Source organism: Amycolatopsis rifamycinica, assembly GCF_000695625.1.
Classification (GTDB): Bacteria; Actinomycetota; Actinomycetes; order Mycobacteriales; family Pseudonocardiaceae; genus Amycolatopsis; species Amycolatopsis rifamycinica.
Genome location: NZ_JMQI01000051.1, coordinates 66,276 through 81,355, shown reverse-complemented (window position 1 = coordinate 81,355; position 15,080 = coordinate 66,276). Strand labels below are relative to the sequence as shown.

Genomic DNA, 15,080 nt, shown 5'->3' with positions numbered 1-15,080 from the left:
CAGTTCCGCCCTAACCGCGCGGCGGCGGAGGCCGGTGGCTAGCATCGGGCGACGCGGTACCGGCCCGGACGGCCGGGCGCTACTCGAAGGACGCTAGGGGGCACCAGTCATGACCTACCCGCCGCAGCAACCGGGCGGCTACGGCCAGCAGCCCGACGGCTACGGGCAGCAGCCGGGCGGTTACGGGCAGCAGCCCGGGCCGTACGGTCAGCCCCCGCAGGGCGGCTACCCCCAGAGCGGTCCGCAGCAGCAGCCCGGCTACGGCGGCACCCAGCAGTTCGGCCAGCCCGGCCCGTACGACGGCACGCAGCAGTACGGCCAGCCCGGCCCCTACGACGGCACCCAGCAGTACGGCCAGCCCGATCCGTACGGTCAGCCGCAGCAGGGCGGGTACCCGCCCCCGACGGGCCCTCAGGCCCAGCAGGGCCACCCCCAGTACGGGCAGCAGGACCCGTGGGGGCAGCAGCAGCCCCAGCAGGACCAGTGGGGCCAGCCGGCGCAGCAGCCGGGCTTCGGCGGTTACGACCCGTACGGAGGCGGCGGCTTCGGCGAAGCGCCGCCGCCCAAGAAGAAGAAAACGGGCCTGATCGTCGGCGCCGCGGCCGCGGCGGTCGTCCTCGTCGGCGGCGGCGTGACGTGGTTCGTCCTGGCCGGCGGCGACGACGGGAACACCGCGGCCCCGCCCCCGAGCACCAGCTCCGCGGCCCCGACGTCCGCGCCGAAGACGTCCGCGTCGAAGCCCAGGGTCACCTCGCCGAGCCCGTCGACGAAGAGCACCAAGCCGGTCGGCGGACCGGCTCCCGGCGGCAAGCCGAGCTCGCAGGAGCTGTTCGACTCGGTGGCCGACGCCTACAACTCCAAGAACGCCAAGGACCTCGACGCGACGATCTGCCGCAGCGTCCACAAGGACAACTCGGTCGGCGAGGTCACCGGCGAGATCTCGCTGAAGCTGGACGGCGCGCCCCAGGACGTCGGCACCACGTCCACGGTGCACTGGACCAACAGCGTCAACGGCAAGACGGCGACCGGGGTCTTCACCGGCCGGAACGAAGCCGGCCTGTGGTGCCTCCTGGACGTCAAGAAGGACCCGAAGTGACCGTCCGGCGGTGAACCGCGTGCTCGCCGCCGGGCTGGTGCTGCTCGGCGTGGCCGGGGCGGGCGTGGTGCTGGGGCTGCTCCTGGTGGCCCCGTCCGGTGCCCCGCCGTCATCGTCGCGCCCGCCGGTGCCGCCGTCCCGCTCTTCGGCGCCGCCACCCGCCGACGAGGCCGACACCGCGGCGGTCGCGGTGCTGGCCCGCGCGATCGTCGACGCGATCGCCCGCCACGACTCGGCGGCGTTCGGGAAGCTCACCTGCCGCCCGCAGACCGCCGAGGCGCTCGCGGGCCTGCAGCGGATGTGGGACGCGGCCGGTCCGGTGACGGTGCGGTTGCTGGCGCCCCCGGAGCTGCGCGGCGAGTCCGCGACGGCGAAGGTGCACGTCGAAGCCGCGGGTGGCACCAAGGACACGCCCTTCCCGCTGCGCAAGGAGAACGCCCGCTGGTGCGTGCCGGGCTAGGCGGCCGTGCCCCCGGCGGCCGTGCCCCCGGCGGCCGGTGCCCGGCCGGGCGGCCGCCGCCGGGACGTGCGGACGGCGCTCAGCCCTTGCCCTTGCTGGGCCGGCGCGAGACCCGCGGGGACACGGTGCCGTCCGCCAGCCGGCGGGCGGTCAGCAGGAACGCCGTGTGCGCCACCATCCGGTGGTCCGGGCGGACCGCCAGGCCCACCACGTGCCACGGGCGCATCAGCGTCTCCCACGACTCCGGCTCGGTCCAGCACTGCTGCTCGCGCAGCGACTCCGTGACGCGCGAAAGCTGCGTCACCGTCGCGACGTAGACCGTCAGCACGCCGCCCGGCACCAGGCAGGCGGCCACGTTCGGCAGCTGGTCCCACGGCGCCAGCATGTCCAGCACGACGCGGTCGACCTCGCCCTCGTGCGACGCCAGGTCGGCCACCGTGAGCGACCAGTTGGCCGGCTTCTCGCCGAAGAACTTCTCCACGTTGCGTTCGGCGTGTTCGGCGTGGTCGTCGCGGATCTCGTAGGAGTGCACGTGCCCGGCCGGGCCGACCGCGCGCAGCAGCGAGCAGGTCAGCGCGCCGGAGCCGGCGCCGGCCTCGAGCACGCGCGCGCCGGGGAAGATGTCGCCCCACATCACGATCTGCGCCGCGTCCTTCGGGTAGATCACCTGCGCGCCGCGGGGCATCGAGAGCACGTAGTCGGGCAGCAGCGGGCGCAGCGCGAGGTACGTCGACCCGCCCGCGGACGTCACCACCGAGCCTTCGGGACGGCCGATCAGGTCGTCGTGGGCCAGTGCGCCCCGGTGGGTGTGGTACTCGCCCCCGGCGGCCAGCGTCAAGGTGTAGTGCCGCCCCTTCGAGTCGGTCAACTGCACCCGATCACCCGCGCGAAACGGTCCGCTGACCGACAACACTTCCTCCTGCTGTAACCCGTTTGGCCGACGCCAGATCTTCGCAGGCCGCGCGGGCCGGGGGCTCAGCGGGTACGGCGGTTCAGCGCGGCGCGCAGGTCGTCCCGGCGCAGCACGCCCGCCGGGCGGCCTTCGTCGTCGACCACGAGGAACTGCCACGCGGCGGTTTCGCGGACCCGCTCGACGACGTCCTCCCCCGGTTCCGACGCCAAGAGCACGGTCTCGGCGCGGATCGGCTCGGCCGCGAACTCGGCCGGCGCGTGCGGGGAGGTGCTCGCGAGCCGCTCCGCCGCGCCTTCGTCCAGGAGCCCGGCCGCGACGCCGTCGGCGCGGACCAGGACCACGCCGCGGCCGGCCGACGCGGCCAGCGCGTCCGACACCGGGCTTTCGGCGGGCAGCTGCAGCACCGGCCGGACCAGCTCGCCGAGGACCAGCCCTTCCGGCCAGGTGCGGCGGGCTTCGGCGGCCAGCTCCGAGCGCGCGCCGAGGATGACGAACCACGCCGTCACGACGCAGACGCCGAGCCGCAGCCAGCGGTCGGGGCTCGCGGTCGCCAGGCCCCACAGGGCCCAGACCAGCAGTCCCGCGGCCACGACCGCCCCGCCGGCGACCGCGGCGCGCGTCCCCTTGGCCCGGATCCCGGTGACCGCCCACACACCGGCGCGGACCAGCCTGCCGCCGTCCAGCGGCAGCCCGGGCAGGAGGTTGAAGACGCCGACGGCGAGGTTCGCCACCGCGCACTCGGCGACCAGGAGCCAGACCGCGCCGTCCGGGGGCACGGCGAACATCAGCAGGCCGCAGAAGCCGCCGAGCAGCAACGACACGGCGGGCCCGGCCGCGGCGACCAGGCCTTCGTCGCCGGGGCGCTTCGGCGTGCGGGCCACTTCGGACAGGCCGCCGAGGAGGAACAGGCGCAGCCGCCGCACGGGGATCCCCAGCCGCAGCGCGACCAGGCAGTGCCCGAGTTCGTGCGCCAGCACGGACAGGCCCAGCAGCAGCGCGAAGGCGCCGGCCAGCAGCCACGACGTCGTGGCCGAGGCTTCCGGCAGCAGCCGCCCGACCAGCGGCGCGTACAGCACGACGACGATCAGCGAGCCGACCCACCAGGACGGCGCGAGCAGCACGGGCACCCCGGCGACCCGGAACAGCAGGAGGCCACCGTCCGAGCGGACGGCCTGCCGGGTCCCCCCGGTGCCCTGCTCACTGGTCGCGGCCATGCGCAGAGCCTAGAGCCCCGGGTGTGGGTACCGGGTGATCCGGTCCCCACCGGTGTCGCGACCGGACGACACGCGTACCCGGCGGGACGACACGCGTACCTGGACGGACGACACAGGAGGTGGCCGTGTCGTCCGTTCCCGTACGCGTGTCGTCCGGTTCGGTACCGGGGTGGTGGGCGTTGCGGTCGCCGGAACTGTCGGACCCCGGCGTTACGCTCTGCCCATGCCCGACGCCGACACCGTGACCACCGACACCCCAGCCTCCGCCGTCGCCACCGAGGTGCGCCGGCGGCCCGCGTTGTCGCCGTCACGGGCCAGCGATTTCAAGCAGTGCCCGCTGCTCTACCGGTTCCGCGCGGTCGACCGGCTGCCGGAGGTCCCGACCAAGGCCCAGCTGCGCGGCACGCTCGTCCACTCCGTCCTCGAACGGCTCTTCGCCCTCCCGGCCGCCGAACGCGTCCCCGCGCAGGCGCGGGAGCTGCTCGGCCCGGCGTGGACGGACCTCTCGGCCGACCGTCCGGAGTGGACCGAGCTGTTCGACGGCGAGAAGCCCGAAGAGCACGCGGAATGGCTCCGGTCCGCGGAAAAGCTCCTGGACGCCTACTTCGAGCTGGAAGACCCGCGGCGGCTCGAACCCGAGGCCTGCGAGCTGCACGTCGAGATCGAACTCGGCTCCGGCGTCCTGCTGCGCGGCTACATCGACCGGCTGGACGTCGCGCCGACCGGCGAGATCCGGGTCGTCGACTACAAGACCGGGGCCGCGCCGCGCGAGATCGGCGAGGCCAAGGCGATGTTCCAGATGAAGTTCTACGCCGTGGTCCTGTGGCGGCTGCGCGGGATCGTCCCGCGCCAGCTGAAGCTGATGTACCTCACCGACGGCCAGTCGCTCGCCTACACGCCCGACGAAGCCGAGCTGCTGCGCTTCGAGCGCACCCTCGAAGCCATCTGGCAGGCCATCCTCAAGGCCGGCAAGACCGGTGACTTCCGGGCGAACAAGAGCAAGCTGTGCAACTGGTGCGACCACCAGGCGCACTGCCCCGAGTACGGCGGCACACCACCCGCCTACCCCGGCTGGCCGGAGCCCGACGCGGGCGACGAGACGCCCCTGGACCGGGCCGACTGATGGCCGACGCCTTCTACGTCCCGCTCGGCGACGGCCGGTTCACCGCCACCGCGCACACGGCCGGCCCGTGGACCCCGGACGCCCAGCACTTCGGCCCGCCGTCGGCCTTGCTCGTCCGCGCCCTCGAAACCGTCGAATCCGCCCACCCGGCGGAACTCGCGCGGGTGACCGTCGAGATCCTCGGCCCCGCACCGGTCGCCGAACTCGCCGTCCGGGCCCGGATCGAGCGGCCCGGCCGGTCGGTCGAGCTGCTGCAGGCCGAACTCGCGAGCGCCGAACGCGTCGTGGCGCGGGCGTCGGCGTGGCGCATCGCGACGTCGGACACGGCGGAGGCCGGCACCGACGCCGGTCCCCTGCTGCCCGGCCCGGACAGCGTCGGCGAGTCGCCGTGGCCGGAGGGCTGGCAGGGCGGCTACCTCGACGCGATGGAGTGGCGCGCGGTGCGCGGCGGCATGGACGTGCCGGGCCCGGCGGCCGTGTGGGCCCGGCAGCGCGTCCCGCTCGTCGACGGCGAGGAACCGAGCGGCCTGCAGCGGCTGTTCGCCGTCGCCGACTCCGGCAATGGCGTGTCCAACTACCTCGACCCGCGGAAGTGGTGGTTCATCAACTCGGAGCTCACCGTGCACCTGCGGCGGGTGCCGGCGGGCGAGTGGATCGGCCTGGACGCGGTCACGCTGGTCGGCAAGCACGGCATCGGCACGGCGACCAGCATCCTGCACGACGGCGACGGCCCGGTGGCCACCGGCGCGCAGGCGCTGATGGTCCGGCCGCGACAGGCCGGGGGCGGATAGCCACCCACAACGGGCCCGCATCCAATAACCTTCGCGGAACGACCGACTTGAGGAGCGCTCCGGCATGCAGATCACCTCGGTGGTCAACCAGAAAGGCGGGGTCGGGAAGACCTCACTGAGCGTCGGCACCGCGGCCGCACTGGCCGAGCGGGGCCGCCGGGTGCTCCTGGTCGACCTCGACCCGCAGGGCCACGCGACGACCGAGATGCTCGGGCTGTCCGAGGTGGCCGCGGACCAGCCGAGCCTGGCGAAGGCGCTGGCCAAGACGTGGAAGGGCCCGATCGAGGAGATCGTCGTCCCGCACCCGCGCAGCAACCTCGGCAAAGGCGGCGCACTCGACGTCGTGCCGACGTCGCCGGGGATGTTCGACCTGATCCGGCGGCTCGACTCGTTCCGCGTCCCCGGCTGGCAGCTCGCGCGGGTCATCCAGTTCGCCAACTACGACCACTGCGTCATCGACTGCCCGCCGGCGCTGGACGTGCTGACGAACAACGCGCTGGCGGCCTCGCACGGCATCCTGGTGCCGGTCCAGCCGGACAAGACGAGCATCCGCGCGCTGCGGCTGCTGGCCGACCAGGTCCGGTACGTCGAGCAGACCGTGGGGCGGCAGCCGCTGTCCTGGTTCGGCCTGGTGCCGAGCCTGTACCGGCGGCCCATCTCGCACTACGCGGCCGCGGCGCTGCAGGAGATGTACGACTTCGGCATCCCGATGCTGTCGCACCTGCCGCTGGGTGTGGTGATGAACGAGGCGGCGGCGCACGGCGTCCCGGTGACGACGTACGCGCCGGAGACGCTGCAAGCGCTGTCTTTCCGCGAGATCGCCGAGACGCTGGACAGCTACCTGGAGCAGAACCAGGCCCCGGCGGTGGTCCCGGCCGACGAGGAGTTCGTCTTCGAAGACTTCATCTCCGAAGTCGCCGTGGCCCGCAACGTCAACGACAACGGCGCCCGCAAGGGTCTCTACGACCTGCTGCCGAAGAAACCCCACCGCCCCCGGTCCTGAAGCGGTGAGGCGGGCGGAACCCGCCTCACCGCTCAGGAGGGGTCAGAGGCGGCAGGAGCGGATGTCGGAGGCCAGGATCGCCTTCGCGCCGACCTCGGCGAGCTCGTCCATGACGAGGTTGACCTTCTTGCGGGACACCATGGCGCGCACCGCGACCCAGTCTTCGTGGGCCAGCGGGGCCACCGTCGGCGACTCCAGGCCCGGCGTGATCGCGATCGCGCGGTCCACCAGCGTCCGCGGGCAGTCGTAGTCCAGCATCATGTACTGCTGCGCGAACACGACCCCGCGCAGGCGCGCGGCCAGCTGCGACTTCGCCTTGCTCTGCTCGGCGCCGCGACGCTGCAGCAGCACGGCTTCCGACACGCAGATCGGGTCGCCGAACGCCACCAGGTTGTTCTGCCGCAGCGACCGGCCCGACTCGACGACGTCCGCGATCGCGTCCGCCACGCCGAGCTGGATCGAGATCTCCACCGCGCCGTCGAGGCGGATCACTTCGGCCTCGACGCCGTGGCGGGCGAGGTCGTCGCGGACCAGCCGCGGGTACGACGTCGCCAGCCGCTTGCCGTTCAGGTCCGCCGGCTTCCAATCGCGGCCGGCCGGGGCGGCGTAGCGGAACGTCGAACCGCCGAAGCCGAGCGCCTGGAGCTCCTCGACCGGGGCGCCGGAGTCGAGCGCGAGGTCACGGCCGGTGATGCCGAGGTCCAGCTCGCCCGAGCCGACGTAGATCGCGATGTCCTTGGGTCGCAGGAAGAAGAACTCGACCTCGTTCACCGGGTCCAGCACCGTCAGGTCGCGCTGCTCATGCCGCTTGCGGTAGCCCGCCTCGCCGAGCATCTCCGTCGCCGCGGCGGCGAGGGCTCCCTTGTTCGGCACGGCAACACGCAGCATTTCGCTTCTCTCCTCGTTCAGCGGTGGACCACCCGTCACAGGTAGCGGTAGACGTCCTCGGTCGACAGGCCGCGGCCGAGCATCAGCACCTGCACCCGGTACAGCAGCTGGGAGATCTCCTCGGCGAGGCGCTCGTCGGACTCGTGCTCGGCGGCGATCCACACCTCGCCCGCTTCCTCCAGCACCTTCTTGCCCTGGGCGTGCACCCCGGCGTCGAGGGCGGCGACGGTGCCGGACCCGTCAGGACGGGTACGCGCGCGCTCGGCAAGCTCCGCGAACAGCTCATCGAAGGTCTTCACGGTTCGGAATCCTTCCATCTCGGACCCCGCGGTGCCGCCTCGCCCCGCCGCGGATGCCACCCATCTCACACGCACGGGGACGTCGCTTCCCACGAGCTGGGATCAGAACAGTGCGCCCTGCTCGAAGTCCAGCAGGTACCGCTTGCGCTCGAGGCCGCCGCCGTAGCCGGTGAGCGAGCCGTTCGAGCCGACCACCCGGTGGCACGGGACGATGATGCCGATCGGGTTCTTGCCGTTGGCCAGGCCCACGGCACGCGACGCCGCGGGGTTGCCCAGCCGGTCCGCCAGCTGCCCGTAGGAGATCGTCGTGCCGTACGGGATCTCGCGCAGCCGACCCCACACCGCCCGCTGGAACGGCGTGCCCACGAAGGCCAGCGGCACCTCGAACTCGTGGCGCTGCCCGGCGAAGTACTCCTTCAGCTCGGTTTCGGCGCGGTCGAAGATCTCCGCACCCGGGTCGGGCGAGCCGAAGGTCAGCTCGTGCGGGCGGTGGCGCTGGTCGACCATGTAGAGGCCGCAGAGCGCGTCGCCCTCGGCGACCAGCGTCAACGGGCCGCACGGGCTGTCGACAACGGCGTGGGTGCGCATGGGTTCTCCTGTCGGGGTCATGCCGCGGGCATCCGGTTGATCGCGTGGTCACCGGTGGCCCACAGGTGCTGGGTGGCGTAGGCGCGCCAGGGGCGCCAGGCCGCGGAACGGGCGACGACGGCGGCCTGGCCACCCAAGCCGAGGGTCTCCGCCGCGTACTTGATGCCGAGGTCGGTGGGGAGGAACGCGTCCGGGTCGCCGAGGGCCCGCATCGCGATGCTCTCGACCGTCCACGGCCCGAAGCCGGGCAACGCGTTCAGGGCGGCCCTCGCCGCCTCCCAGTCGCTGCCCGCGCTCAAGTCGAGGCCGTCAGTCAACGCCGACACCAGCCCGAGCAACGTGCGACGGCGGCTGCGCGGCATGGCCAGCGTCTCGGGGTCCAGCGAAGCGAGGGCCTCGGGCGACGGGAACAGGTGGGTCAGGCCGCCTTCGGGGTCCTCGACCGGCTCGCCGTGGGCGACGACGAGCCGGGCCGCGTGGGTCCGGGCCGCCGCCGTCGAGACCTGCTGGCCCAGCACGGCCCGCACGGCGAACTCGGCGCCGTCGGCCGTGCGCGGGACCCGGCGGCCGGGCGCCGCCGCGACCAGCGGCGCGAGCAGCGGGTCGGTGGCGAGCTGTTCGTCGACGGCGACCGGGTCGGCGTCGAGGTCCAGCAGCCGGCGGCACCGGCTGGTGGCGGCGGGCAGGTCCCGGAGGTCGGCCAGGGTGAGCCGGCAGGCGATGTGCCCGTCTTCGGGCCGCAGCGCGACGACGCCGTGGCCGTGCGGCAGCCGCAGCGTCCGGCGGTAGGCGCCGTCCCGCCACTCCTCCACGCCCGGCACGCCGGTCGCCACGAGGTGCCCGAAGAGGTTGTCCGGGCACAGCGGCTTCCGGTACGGCAGCCGCAGGACGAGCGCCCCGGCCGCCGAGGGCCGGCCCTTCGCGCGCTGCCGCAGCTCCGTCGGCGAGAGGGCGAACACCTCGCGGACGGTGTCGTTGAACGCCCGGATGCTGCCGAACCCGGCGGCCAGGGCCAGCTCGGTCATCGGCAGCGTGGTCGTCTCGATCAGGATCCGCGCGGTCTGTGCGCGCTGGGCCCGGGCCAGGGACAGCGGGCCGGCGCCGAGTTCGGCGAACACCTGCCGTTCGACCTGCCGGACGCTGTAGCCGAGCCGGGCGGCCAGGCCGCGGACGCCTTCGGTGTCGACGACGCCGTCGGCGATCAGCCGCATCGCCCGGGCCACCAGGTCGGCGCGCTCGTTCCACCGCGGCGAGCCGGGGCTGGCGTCGGGGCGGCAGCGCTTGCAGGCGCGGAAGCCGGCCTGCTGGGCGGCCGCGGCGCTCGGGTAGAAGCTCATGTTCCGCGGCTTGGGCGGCACCACCGGGCAGCTGGGCCGGCAGTAGATCTTCGTCGTCAGGACGGCGGTGTAGAACCACCCGTCGAACCGGGCGTCCTTCGCCTGCACGGCCCGCACGCACCGTTCGAAGTCGTCATGCACCCCGTCAGCATCGCGGACGCCGCCGACCCGGGGCTAGCGGAAATGCGACATGGCGGTCACCGGCCGAGCAGGGCCGCCAGGCCGGGCACGTCGATGCCGGCCAGGGAGTCGCGGAACACCCGCCGCTCCCCCGGTTCGACCGGGACGTCGTTCGGGATCACCAGCACCGTGCAGCCGGCCGCGACCGCGGAAGCCGTGCCCGGCGGCGAGTCCTCGACCGCGACACAGCGCGCCGGGTCGACACCGAGCAGCTCCGCGGCCTTCAGGTACGGGCGCGGGTGCGGCTTGTTGAGGCCCTCGACCTCGTCGCCGCACACGGTGACGTCGAAGAAGTCCCGCCCGATCGTGTTCAGGGCGAGTTCGGTCAAGTCGCGCTCGGTGGAGGTGACCAGCGCCGAGGGCAAACCCGCTTCCCGCACCGCGGTCAGGGCTTCGCGGGCGCCGGGGCGCCACGGCAGCTCGTCGTCGAACAGCCCGGCCGTGCGGCGGCGGATCTCCGCGCCGGTCGACGCGATCGCTTCGGGGGTCACCGGAAGGCCGACCACTTCGAGCAGGTAGGCCGACGTGTCGTCCATGTTGGACCCGACGAGCGTCATCCGCTGCTGTTCGGAAAGCTTGCCGCCGAGCCATTCCGCCGTCTCGTAGAGGGCGATGTCCCACAGCTTTTCGGAATCGACGAGCGTGCCGTCCATGTCCCACAACACGGCGTCGATACCGTCCACAGTGGAATCTCCCTCAGGTGTTGAAGTACTTCGCTTCCGGGTGGTGGCAGACGATCGCGTCGGTCGACTGCTCGGGGTGCAGCTGGAACTCCTCGGACAGCTTGACGCCGATCCGGCCCGGTTCGAGGAGGGCGACGATCTTGGCCCGGTCTTCGAGGTCGGGACAGGCGCCATAGCCCAGGGAGAACCTCGCTCCACGGTAGCCGAGCTTGAAGAAGTCCTCGACGTCGTCGGGGTCCTCTGAGGCGACCGCCACACCGCCGGGGAAGGTGAGCTCCTGCCGGATGCGGCGGTGCCAGTACTCGGCCAGCGCCTCGGTGAGCTGGACGCCGAGGCCGTGCACCTCGAGGTAGTCGCGGTAGGCGTCGGCCGCGAACAGCTCGTTCGCGTAGTCGGCGATCGGCTGCCCCATCGTGACCACCGTGAACGGCACGACGTCGACCTCGCCGGACTCGCGGGGCCGGTAGAAGTCGGCCAGGCAGAGCCGCCGGTCGCGGCGCTGCCGCGGGAAGGTGAAGCGCAGCCGCTCCGGCGCACCCGGTTCCGGCTCGGTGAGCACGACGAGGTCGTCGCCCTCGGCGACACAGGGGAAGTAGCCGTAGACGACGGCCGCGTGGGCCAGGACGCCGTCCGCGGTCAGCCGGTCGAGCCAGTACCGCAGCCGCGGCCGGCCTTCGGTCTCGACCAGTTCTTCGTACGTCGGCCCGGCGCCGCCGCGGGCACCCTTGAGCCCCCACTGGCCCATGAAGGTCGCGCGTTCGTCGAGCATGGCCGCGTAGTCGGCGAGCGCGACGCCCTTGACGACCCGGGAACCCCAGAACGGCGGGGACGGCAGCGGCACATCGGTGGCGACGTCCGAGCGCGCGGGCAGCGGCCTTCTTCCTCGGTCCTGCGGGCTTTGCGTGCCTCGGCGATCCGCAGCGAGCGTTCGCGGCGCTCCCTGCGCTCCTGGCGCTTTTCCTCCGCGTCGGCGTCGACCAGCGGCGATTCGCCGCGTTTGGCGGCCATGATCGCGTCCATCAGCCGCAGGCCCTCGAACGCGTCCCGCGCGTAGCGGACGTCACCGAGGTAGAGCTCGGAGAGGTCGTTCTCCACGTAGGACCGGGTCAGCGCGGCACCGCCGAGCAGCACCGGCCAGCGCGCCGAGACGCCCCGGGAGTTCATCTCCTGGAGGTTCTCCTTCATGATCACCGTCGACTTGACCAGCAGCCCGGACATCCCGATCGCGTCGGCGCCGTGTTCCTCGGCCGCGTCGAGGATGGTCGTGATGGGCTGCTTGATGCCGAGGTTGACGACCTCGTAGCCGTTGTTGGAGAGGATGATGTCGACGAGGTTCTTGCCGATGTCGTGGACGTCGCCGCGGACGGTGGCCAGCACGATCCGGCCCTTGCCGGAGTCGTCGCCGGATTCCAGGTGCGGCTCGAGGTGGGCGACGGCGGCCTTCATCACCTCGGCCGACTGCAGCACGAACGGCAGCTGCATCTGCCCGGAGCCGAACAGCTCGCCGACGGTCTTCATGCCGGACAGCAGCGTGTCGTTGATGATCTGCAGGGCCGGCCGCTGCGCCAGGGCCGCGTCGAGGTCGTCGGTGAGGCCGTTGCGTTCGCCGTCGACGATCCGGCGTTCGAGGCGTTCGAACAGCGGCAGGGCGGCCAGCTCCTCGGCGCGCGACGCCTGGGACGACGCCGCGCTGACACCCTCGAACAGCGCCATTAGCTCCTGCAGCGGGTCGTAGCCCTCGCGACGGCGGTCGTGGATCAGGTCGAGGGCCACCGCGCGCTGCTCGTCCGGGATGCGGGCCATCGGCAAGATCTTGGACGCGTGCACGATGGCGGTGTCGAGCCCGGCCTGGACGCACTCGTGCAGGAACACGGAGTTGAGCACCTGCCGCGCGGCCGGGTTGAGGCCGAAGGAGATGTTCGACAGGCCCAGGGTGGTCTGCACCTCGGGGTGGCGGCGCTTGATCTCGCGGATGGCTTCGATCGTTTCGATGCCGTCGCGGCGCGATTCCTCCTGGCCGGTGGCGATGGTGAAGGTCAGCGCGTCGACGATGACGTCGGAGGTGCGCAGCCCCCAGTTCCCGGTGATGTCCTCGATGAGCCGGGTCGCGATGTCGGCCTTCTTCGCGGCGGTGCGAGCTTGCCCCTCTTCGTCGATGGTCAGCGCGACGACGGCGGCGCCGTACTCCCGGACCAGCTCCATGACCTGGGTGAACCGGGACTCCGGGCCGTCGCCGTCCTCGTAGTTGACGGAGTTGACCGCGCAGCGGCCGCCGAGCCGCTCCAGCCCGGCACGCAGGACGGCGACCTCGGTGGAGTCGAGCATGATCGGCAGGGTCGAGGCCGTGGCCAGGCGCCCGGCCAGCTCGGCCATGTCCGCGGTGCCGTCGCGGCCGACGTAGTCGACGCACAGGTCGAGCAGGTGGGCGCCGTCGCGGGTCTGCTCGCGGGCGATTTCGACGCAGTCGTCCCAGCGGCCCTCCAGCATGGCGGTGCGGAAGGCCTTCGAGCCGTTGGCGTTGGTCCGCTCGCCGATCATCAGCACGCTGGCGTCCTGCTTGAACGGCACCGCCTGGTACAGCGACGACACACCCGGCTCGGGCCGCGGGCGCCGGGGCACCGGCTTCGTCCCGGCGACGGCCGCGGCGAGCTGCCGGATGTGCTCGTCGGTGGTGCCGCAGCAGCCGCCGACGAGCCCGACGCCGAACTCGCGGACGAACCCGGTCAGCGCCTCGACCAGGGCTTCCGGGCCGAGCGGGTACACCGCGCCGTCCGGCCCCAGCTCCGGCAGGCCGGCGTTGGGCAGCACCGACAACGGCACCCGGGCGTGCTTGGCCAGCTGCCGCAGGTGCTCGCTCATCTCGGCCGGGCCGGTGGCGCAGTTGAGCCCGATGACGTCGATGCCGAGCGGCTCCAGCGCGGCCAGCGCCGCGCCGACCTCGGTGCCGAGCAGCATGGTGCCGGTGGTTTCGACGGTGATCGACGCGAGGATCGGCACGTGCCGGCCTTCGGCGGCCATCGCCCGCTTCGCGCCGATGATCGACGCCTTCGTCTGGAGGATGTCCTGGGTGGTTTCGACGATCACCGCGTCCACGCCGCCGGCCAGCAGGCCCCGGACCTCCTCGCGGTAGGCGTCACGCAGCGTGGTGAACGGCACGTGGCCGAGTGTCGGGAGCTTGGTGCCCGGCCCGATCGAGCCGAGCACGAACCGCGGGCGGTCCGGCGTCGCGGAACTCGTCGGCGGTCTCGCGGGCCAGCCGCGCGCCGGCCTCGGCGAGCTCGAAGATCCGCCCGGTGATGCCGTACTCGGCGAAGTTGGCGAAATTGGCCCCGAAAGTGTTCGTCTCGACGGCGTCCGCGCCCGCCTCCAGGTACCCGCGGTGCACCGAGCGGACCACGTCCGGCCGGGTGACGTTGAGGATCTCGTTGCAGCCCTCGAGGCCGCCGAAGTCGTCCAGGCTCAGGTCGTGGGCCTGCAGGGCGGTGCCCATCGCGCCGTCGGCCACCAGGACGCGCGAACGCAGGGCATCGAGGAACGGCGACGACAGGCGTTCGGACATGCTGAACAGCCTAAGGCCGGTGGTCGTAGGCTGGTCCGGTGAGTGAGCCCGTCGACGAGACCCCGCGGCCGCCCGGCGGCCGCCCCGAACCCACCCGACCGTTGATGGTCGTCGCCTTCGAAGGCTGGAACGACGCAGGTGACGCGGCCAGCCGGGCGGTCGAGCACCTGCAGCTGAACTGGGACGCCACTCCGCTGGCGGAGCTGGAGCCCGACGACTACTACGACTTCCAGGTCAGCCGCCCGACCGTCCGGATGGTGGACGGCGTCACTCGCCGGGTGGACTGGCCGACGACGCGGCTGTCGGTGTGCCGCCCCGACGGGTTCGACCGCGACGTGGTCCTCGTCCAGGGCCCGGAGCCCAACATGCGCTGGCGCGCGTTCTGCGCGGAGCTGCTGGAGCACATCCAGCAGCTCGACGTCGCGACCGTGGTGACGCTGGGGGCGCTGCTGGCCGACACCGCGCACACCCGCCCGGTCCCGGTCACCGGTACGGCGTACGACAAGGACACCGCGTCCCTGTACGGGCTGGACCTGAACAACTACCAGGGCCCGACCGGCATCGTCGGCATCCTGCAGGACTACTGCGTGCAGGCGGGCATCCCGGCCGTGTCGATCTGGGCCGCGGTCCCGCACTACGTGTCCCACCCGCCGTCCCCGAAGGCGACGCTGGCCCTGCTCCACAAGCTGGAGGACATCCTCGACGTCGAGATCCCCCTCGGCGCGCTGCCGGAGCAGTCCGAGGAGTGGCAGCGGACGGTCAGCGAGATGGCCGACGAGGACGAGGAGATCAGCGAGTACGTCCGCGGCCTCGAAGAGCGCGGCGACGCCCAGAGCGAGGTCGCGGAGCAGGACGTCAGCGGCGACAAGATCGCCGCGGAGTTCGAGCGCTACCTGCGCCGCCGCGGCCGTGGCGGCGGCCAGGAGGGCTTCGGCCTGCGCTGAGG

The 15,080-nt window shown here is 72.8% G+C and carries 13 protein-coding genes and 1 pseudogene; 6 read left to right on the top strand and 8 right to left on the bottom strand.

Going from position 1 to position 15,080, the window contains the following annotated elements; genetic code table 11:
• Window positions 1–109 precede the first annotated feature (109 nt).
• Together DV20_RS24410 and DV20_RS24405 are read left to right on the top strand one after the other, a co-directional pair.
• Window positions 110–1,096, top strand: a complete 987-nt coding sequence (locus tag DV20_RS24410) for a hypothetical protein (protein ID WP_043784105.1) — start codon at window positions 110–112, stop codon at window positions 1,094–1,096.
• Between the two features lie 10 nt (window positions 1,097–1,106).
• Entirely contained in the window at window positions 1,107–1,556 is a 450-nt protein-coding gene (locus DV20_RS24405) for a hypothetical protein (protein ID WP_043784103.1), read from the top strand.
• A 79-nt stretch (window positions 1,557–1,635) separates the two neighbouring features.
• Here DV20_RS24405 and DV20_RS24400 read toward each other — a convergent pair whose 3' ends face one another.
• Together DV20_RS24400 and DV20_RS24395 are read right to left on the bottom strand one after the other, a co-directional pair.
• Complete coding sequence (locus DV20_RS24400) at window positions 1,636–2,466, bottom strand: tRNA (adenine-N1)-methyltransferase (protein ID WP_043784101.1); 831 nt, start codon at window positions 2,464–2,466, stop codon at window positions 1,636–1,638.
• A 65-nt stretch (window positions 2,467–2,531) separates the two neighbouring features.
• Complete coding sequence (locus DV20_RS24395) at window positions 2,532–3,683, bottom strand: site-2 protease family protein (RefSeq protein ID WP_051736103.1); 1,152 nt, start codon at window positions 3,681–3,683, stop codon at window positions 2,532–2,534.
• A gap of 223 nt (window positions 3,684–3,906) precedes the next feature.
• Here DV20_RS24395 and DV20_RS24390 point away from each other — a divergent pair, with 223 nt between their 5' ends.
• The 3 genes from DV20_RS24390 (at window position 3,907) to DV20_RS24380 (ending at window position 6,600) form a co-directional block, all read left to right on the top strand.
• Window positions 3,907–4,806 (top strand): RecB family exonuclease, encoded by a 900-nt coding sequence (locus DV20_RS24390; protein WP_043784098.1) that lies wholly within the window; start codon window positions 3,907–3,909, stop codon window positions 4,804–4,806.
• Window positions 4,806–5,597 carry a thioesterase family protein gene (locus tag DV20_RS24385; protein ID WP_043784096.1) on the top strand — a complete coding sequence of 264 codons (792 nt, stop codon included), beginning with the start codon at window positions 4,806–4,808 and terminating at the stop codon, window positions 5,595–5,597. The genes DV20_RS24390 and DV20_RS24385 overlap by 1 nt, the downstream gene beginning before the upstream one ends.
• A gap of 64 nt (window positions 5,598–5,661) precedes the next feature.
• Window positions 5,662–6,600 (top strand): ParA family protein, encoded by a 939-nt coding sequence (locus tag DV20_RS24380; RefSeq protein ID WP_043784095.1) that lies wholly within the window; start codon window positions 5,662–5,664, stop codon window positions 6,598–6,600.
• 42 nt (window positions 6,601–6,642) lie between these two features.
• On the opposite strand, the gene hisG is transcribed toward DV20_RS24380, so the two are convergent.
• The 6 genes and pseudogenes from hisG to metH form a co-directional block, all read right to left on the bottom strand.
• Window positions 6,643–7,488: an ATP phosphoribosyltransferase gene (gene hisG / locus DV20_RS24375; protein WP_043784094.1), complete on the bottom strand. Its 846-nt coding sequence runs from the start codon at window positions 7,486–7,488 to the stop codon at window positions 6,643–6,645.
• Between the two features lie 35 nt (window positions 7,489–7,523).
• Window positions 7,524–7,787: a phosphoribosyl-ATP diphosphatase gene (locus DV20_RS24370; RefSeq protein WP_043784093.1), complete on the bottom strand. Its 264-nt coding sequence runs from the start codon at window positions 7,785–7,787 to the stop codon at window positions 7,524–7,526.
• Window positions 7,788–7,889: 102 nt separating this feature from the next.
• Complete coding sequence (locus DV20_RS24365; protein WP_043784091.1) at window positions 7,890–8,375, bottom strand: methylated-DNA--[protein]-cysteine S-methyltransferase; 486 nt, start codon at window positions 8,373–8,375, stop codon at window positions 7,890–7,892.
• A gap of 17 nt (window positions 8,376–8,392) precedes the next feature.
• Window positions 8,393–9,853: an AlkA N-terminal domain-containing protein gene (locus tag DV20_RS24360; protein WP_043784090.1), complete on the bottom strand. Its 1,461-nt coding sequence runs from the start codon at window positions 9,851–9,853 to the stop codon at window positions 8,393–8,395.
• Between the two features lie 56 nt (window positions 9,854–9,909).
• Entirely contained in the window at window positions 9,910–10,545 is a 636-nt protein-coding gene (locus DV20_RS24355; RefSeq protein ID WP_235190940.1) for an HAD family hydrolase, read from the bottom strand.
• 43 nt (window positions 10,546–10,588) lie between these two features.
• Window positions 10,589–14,134: pseudogene (gene metH, locus DV20_RS24345) on the bottom strand (methionine synthase).
• A gap of 38 nt (window positions 14,135–14,172) precedes the next feature.
• On the opposite strand from metH, the gene DV20_RS24335 reads away from it, so the two are divergent.
• Window positions 14,173–15,078, top strand: a complete 906-nt coding sequence (locus tag DV20_RS24335) for a PAC2 family protein (RefSeq protein ID WP_043784081.1) — start codon at window positions 14,173–14,175, stop codon at window positions 15,076–15,078.
• Window positions 15,079–15,080: the final 2 nt, after the last annotated feature.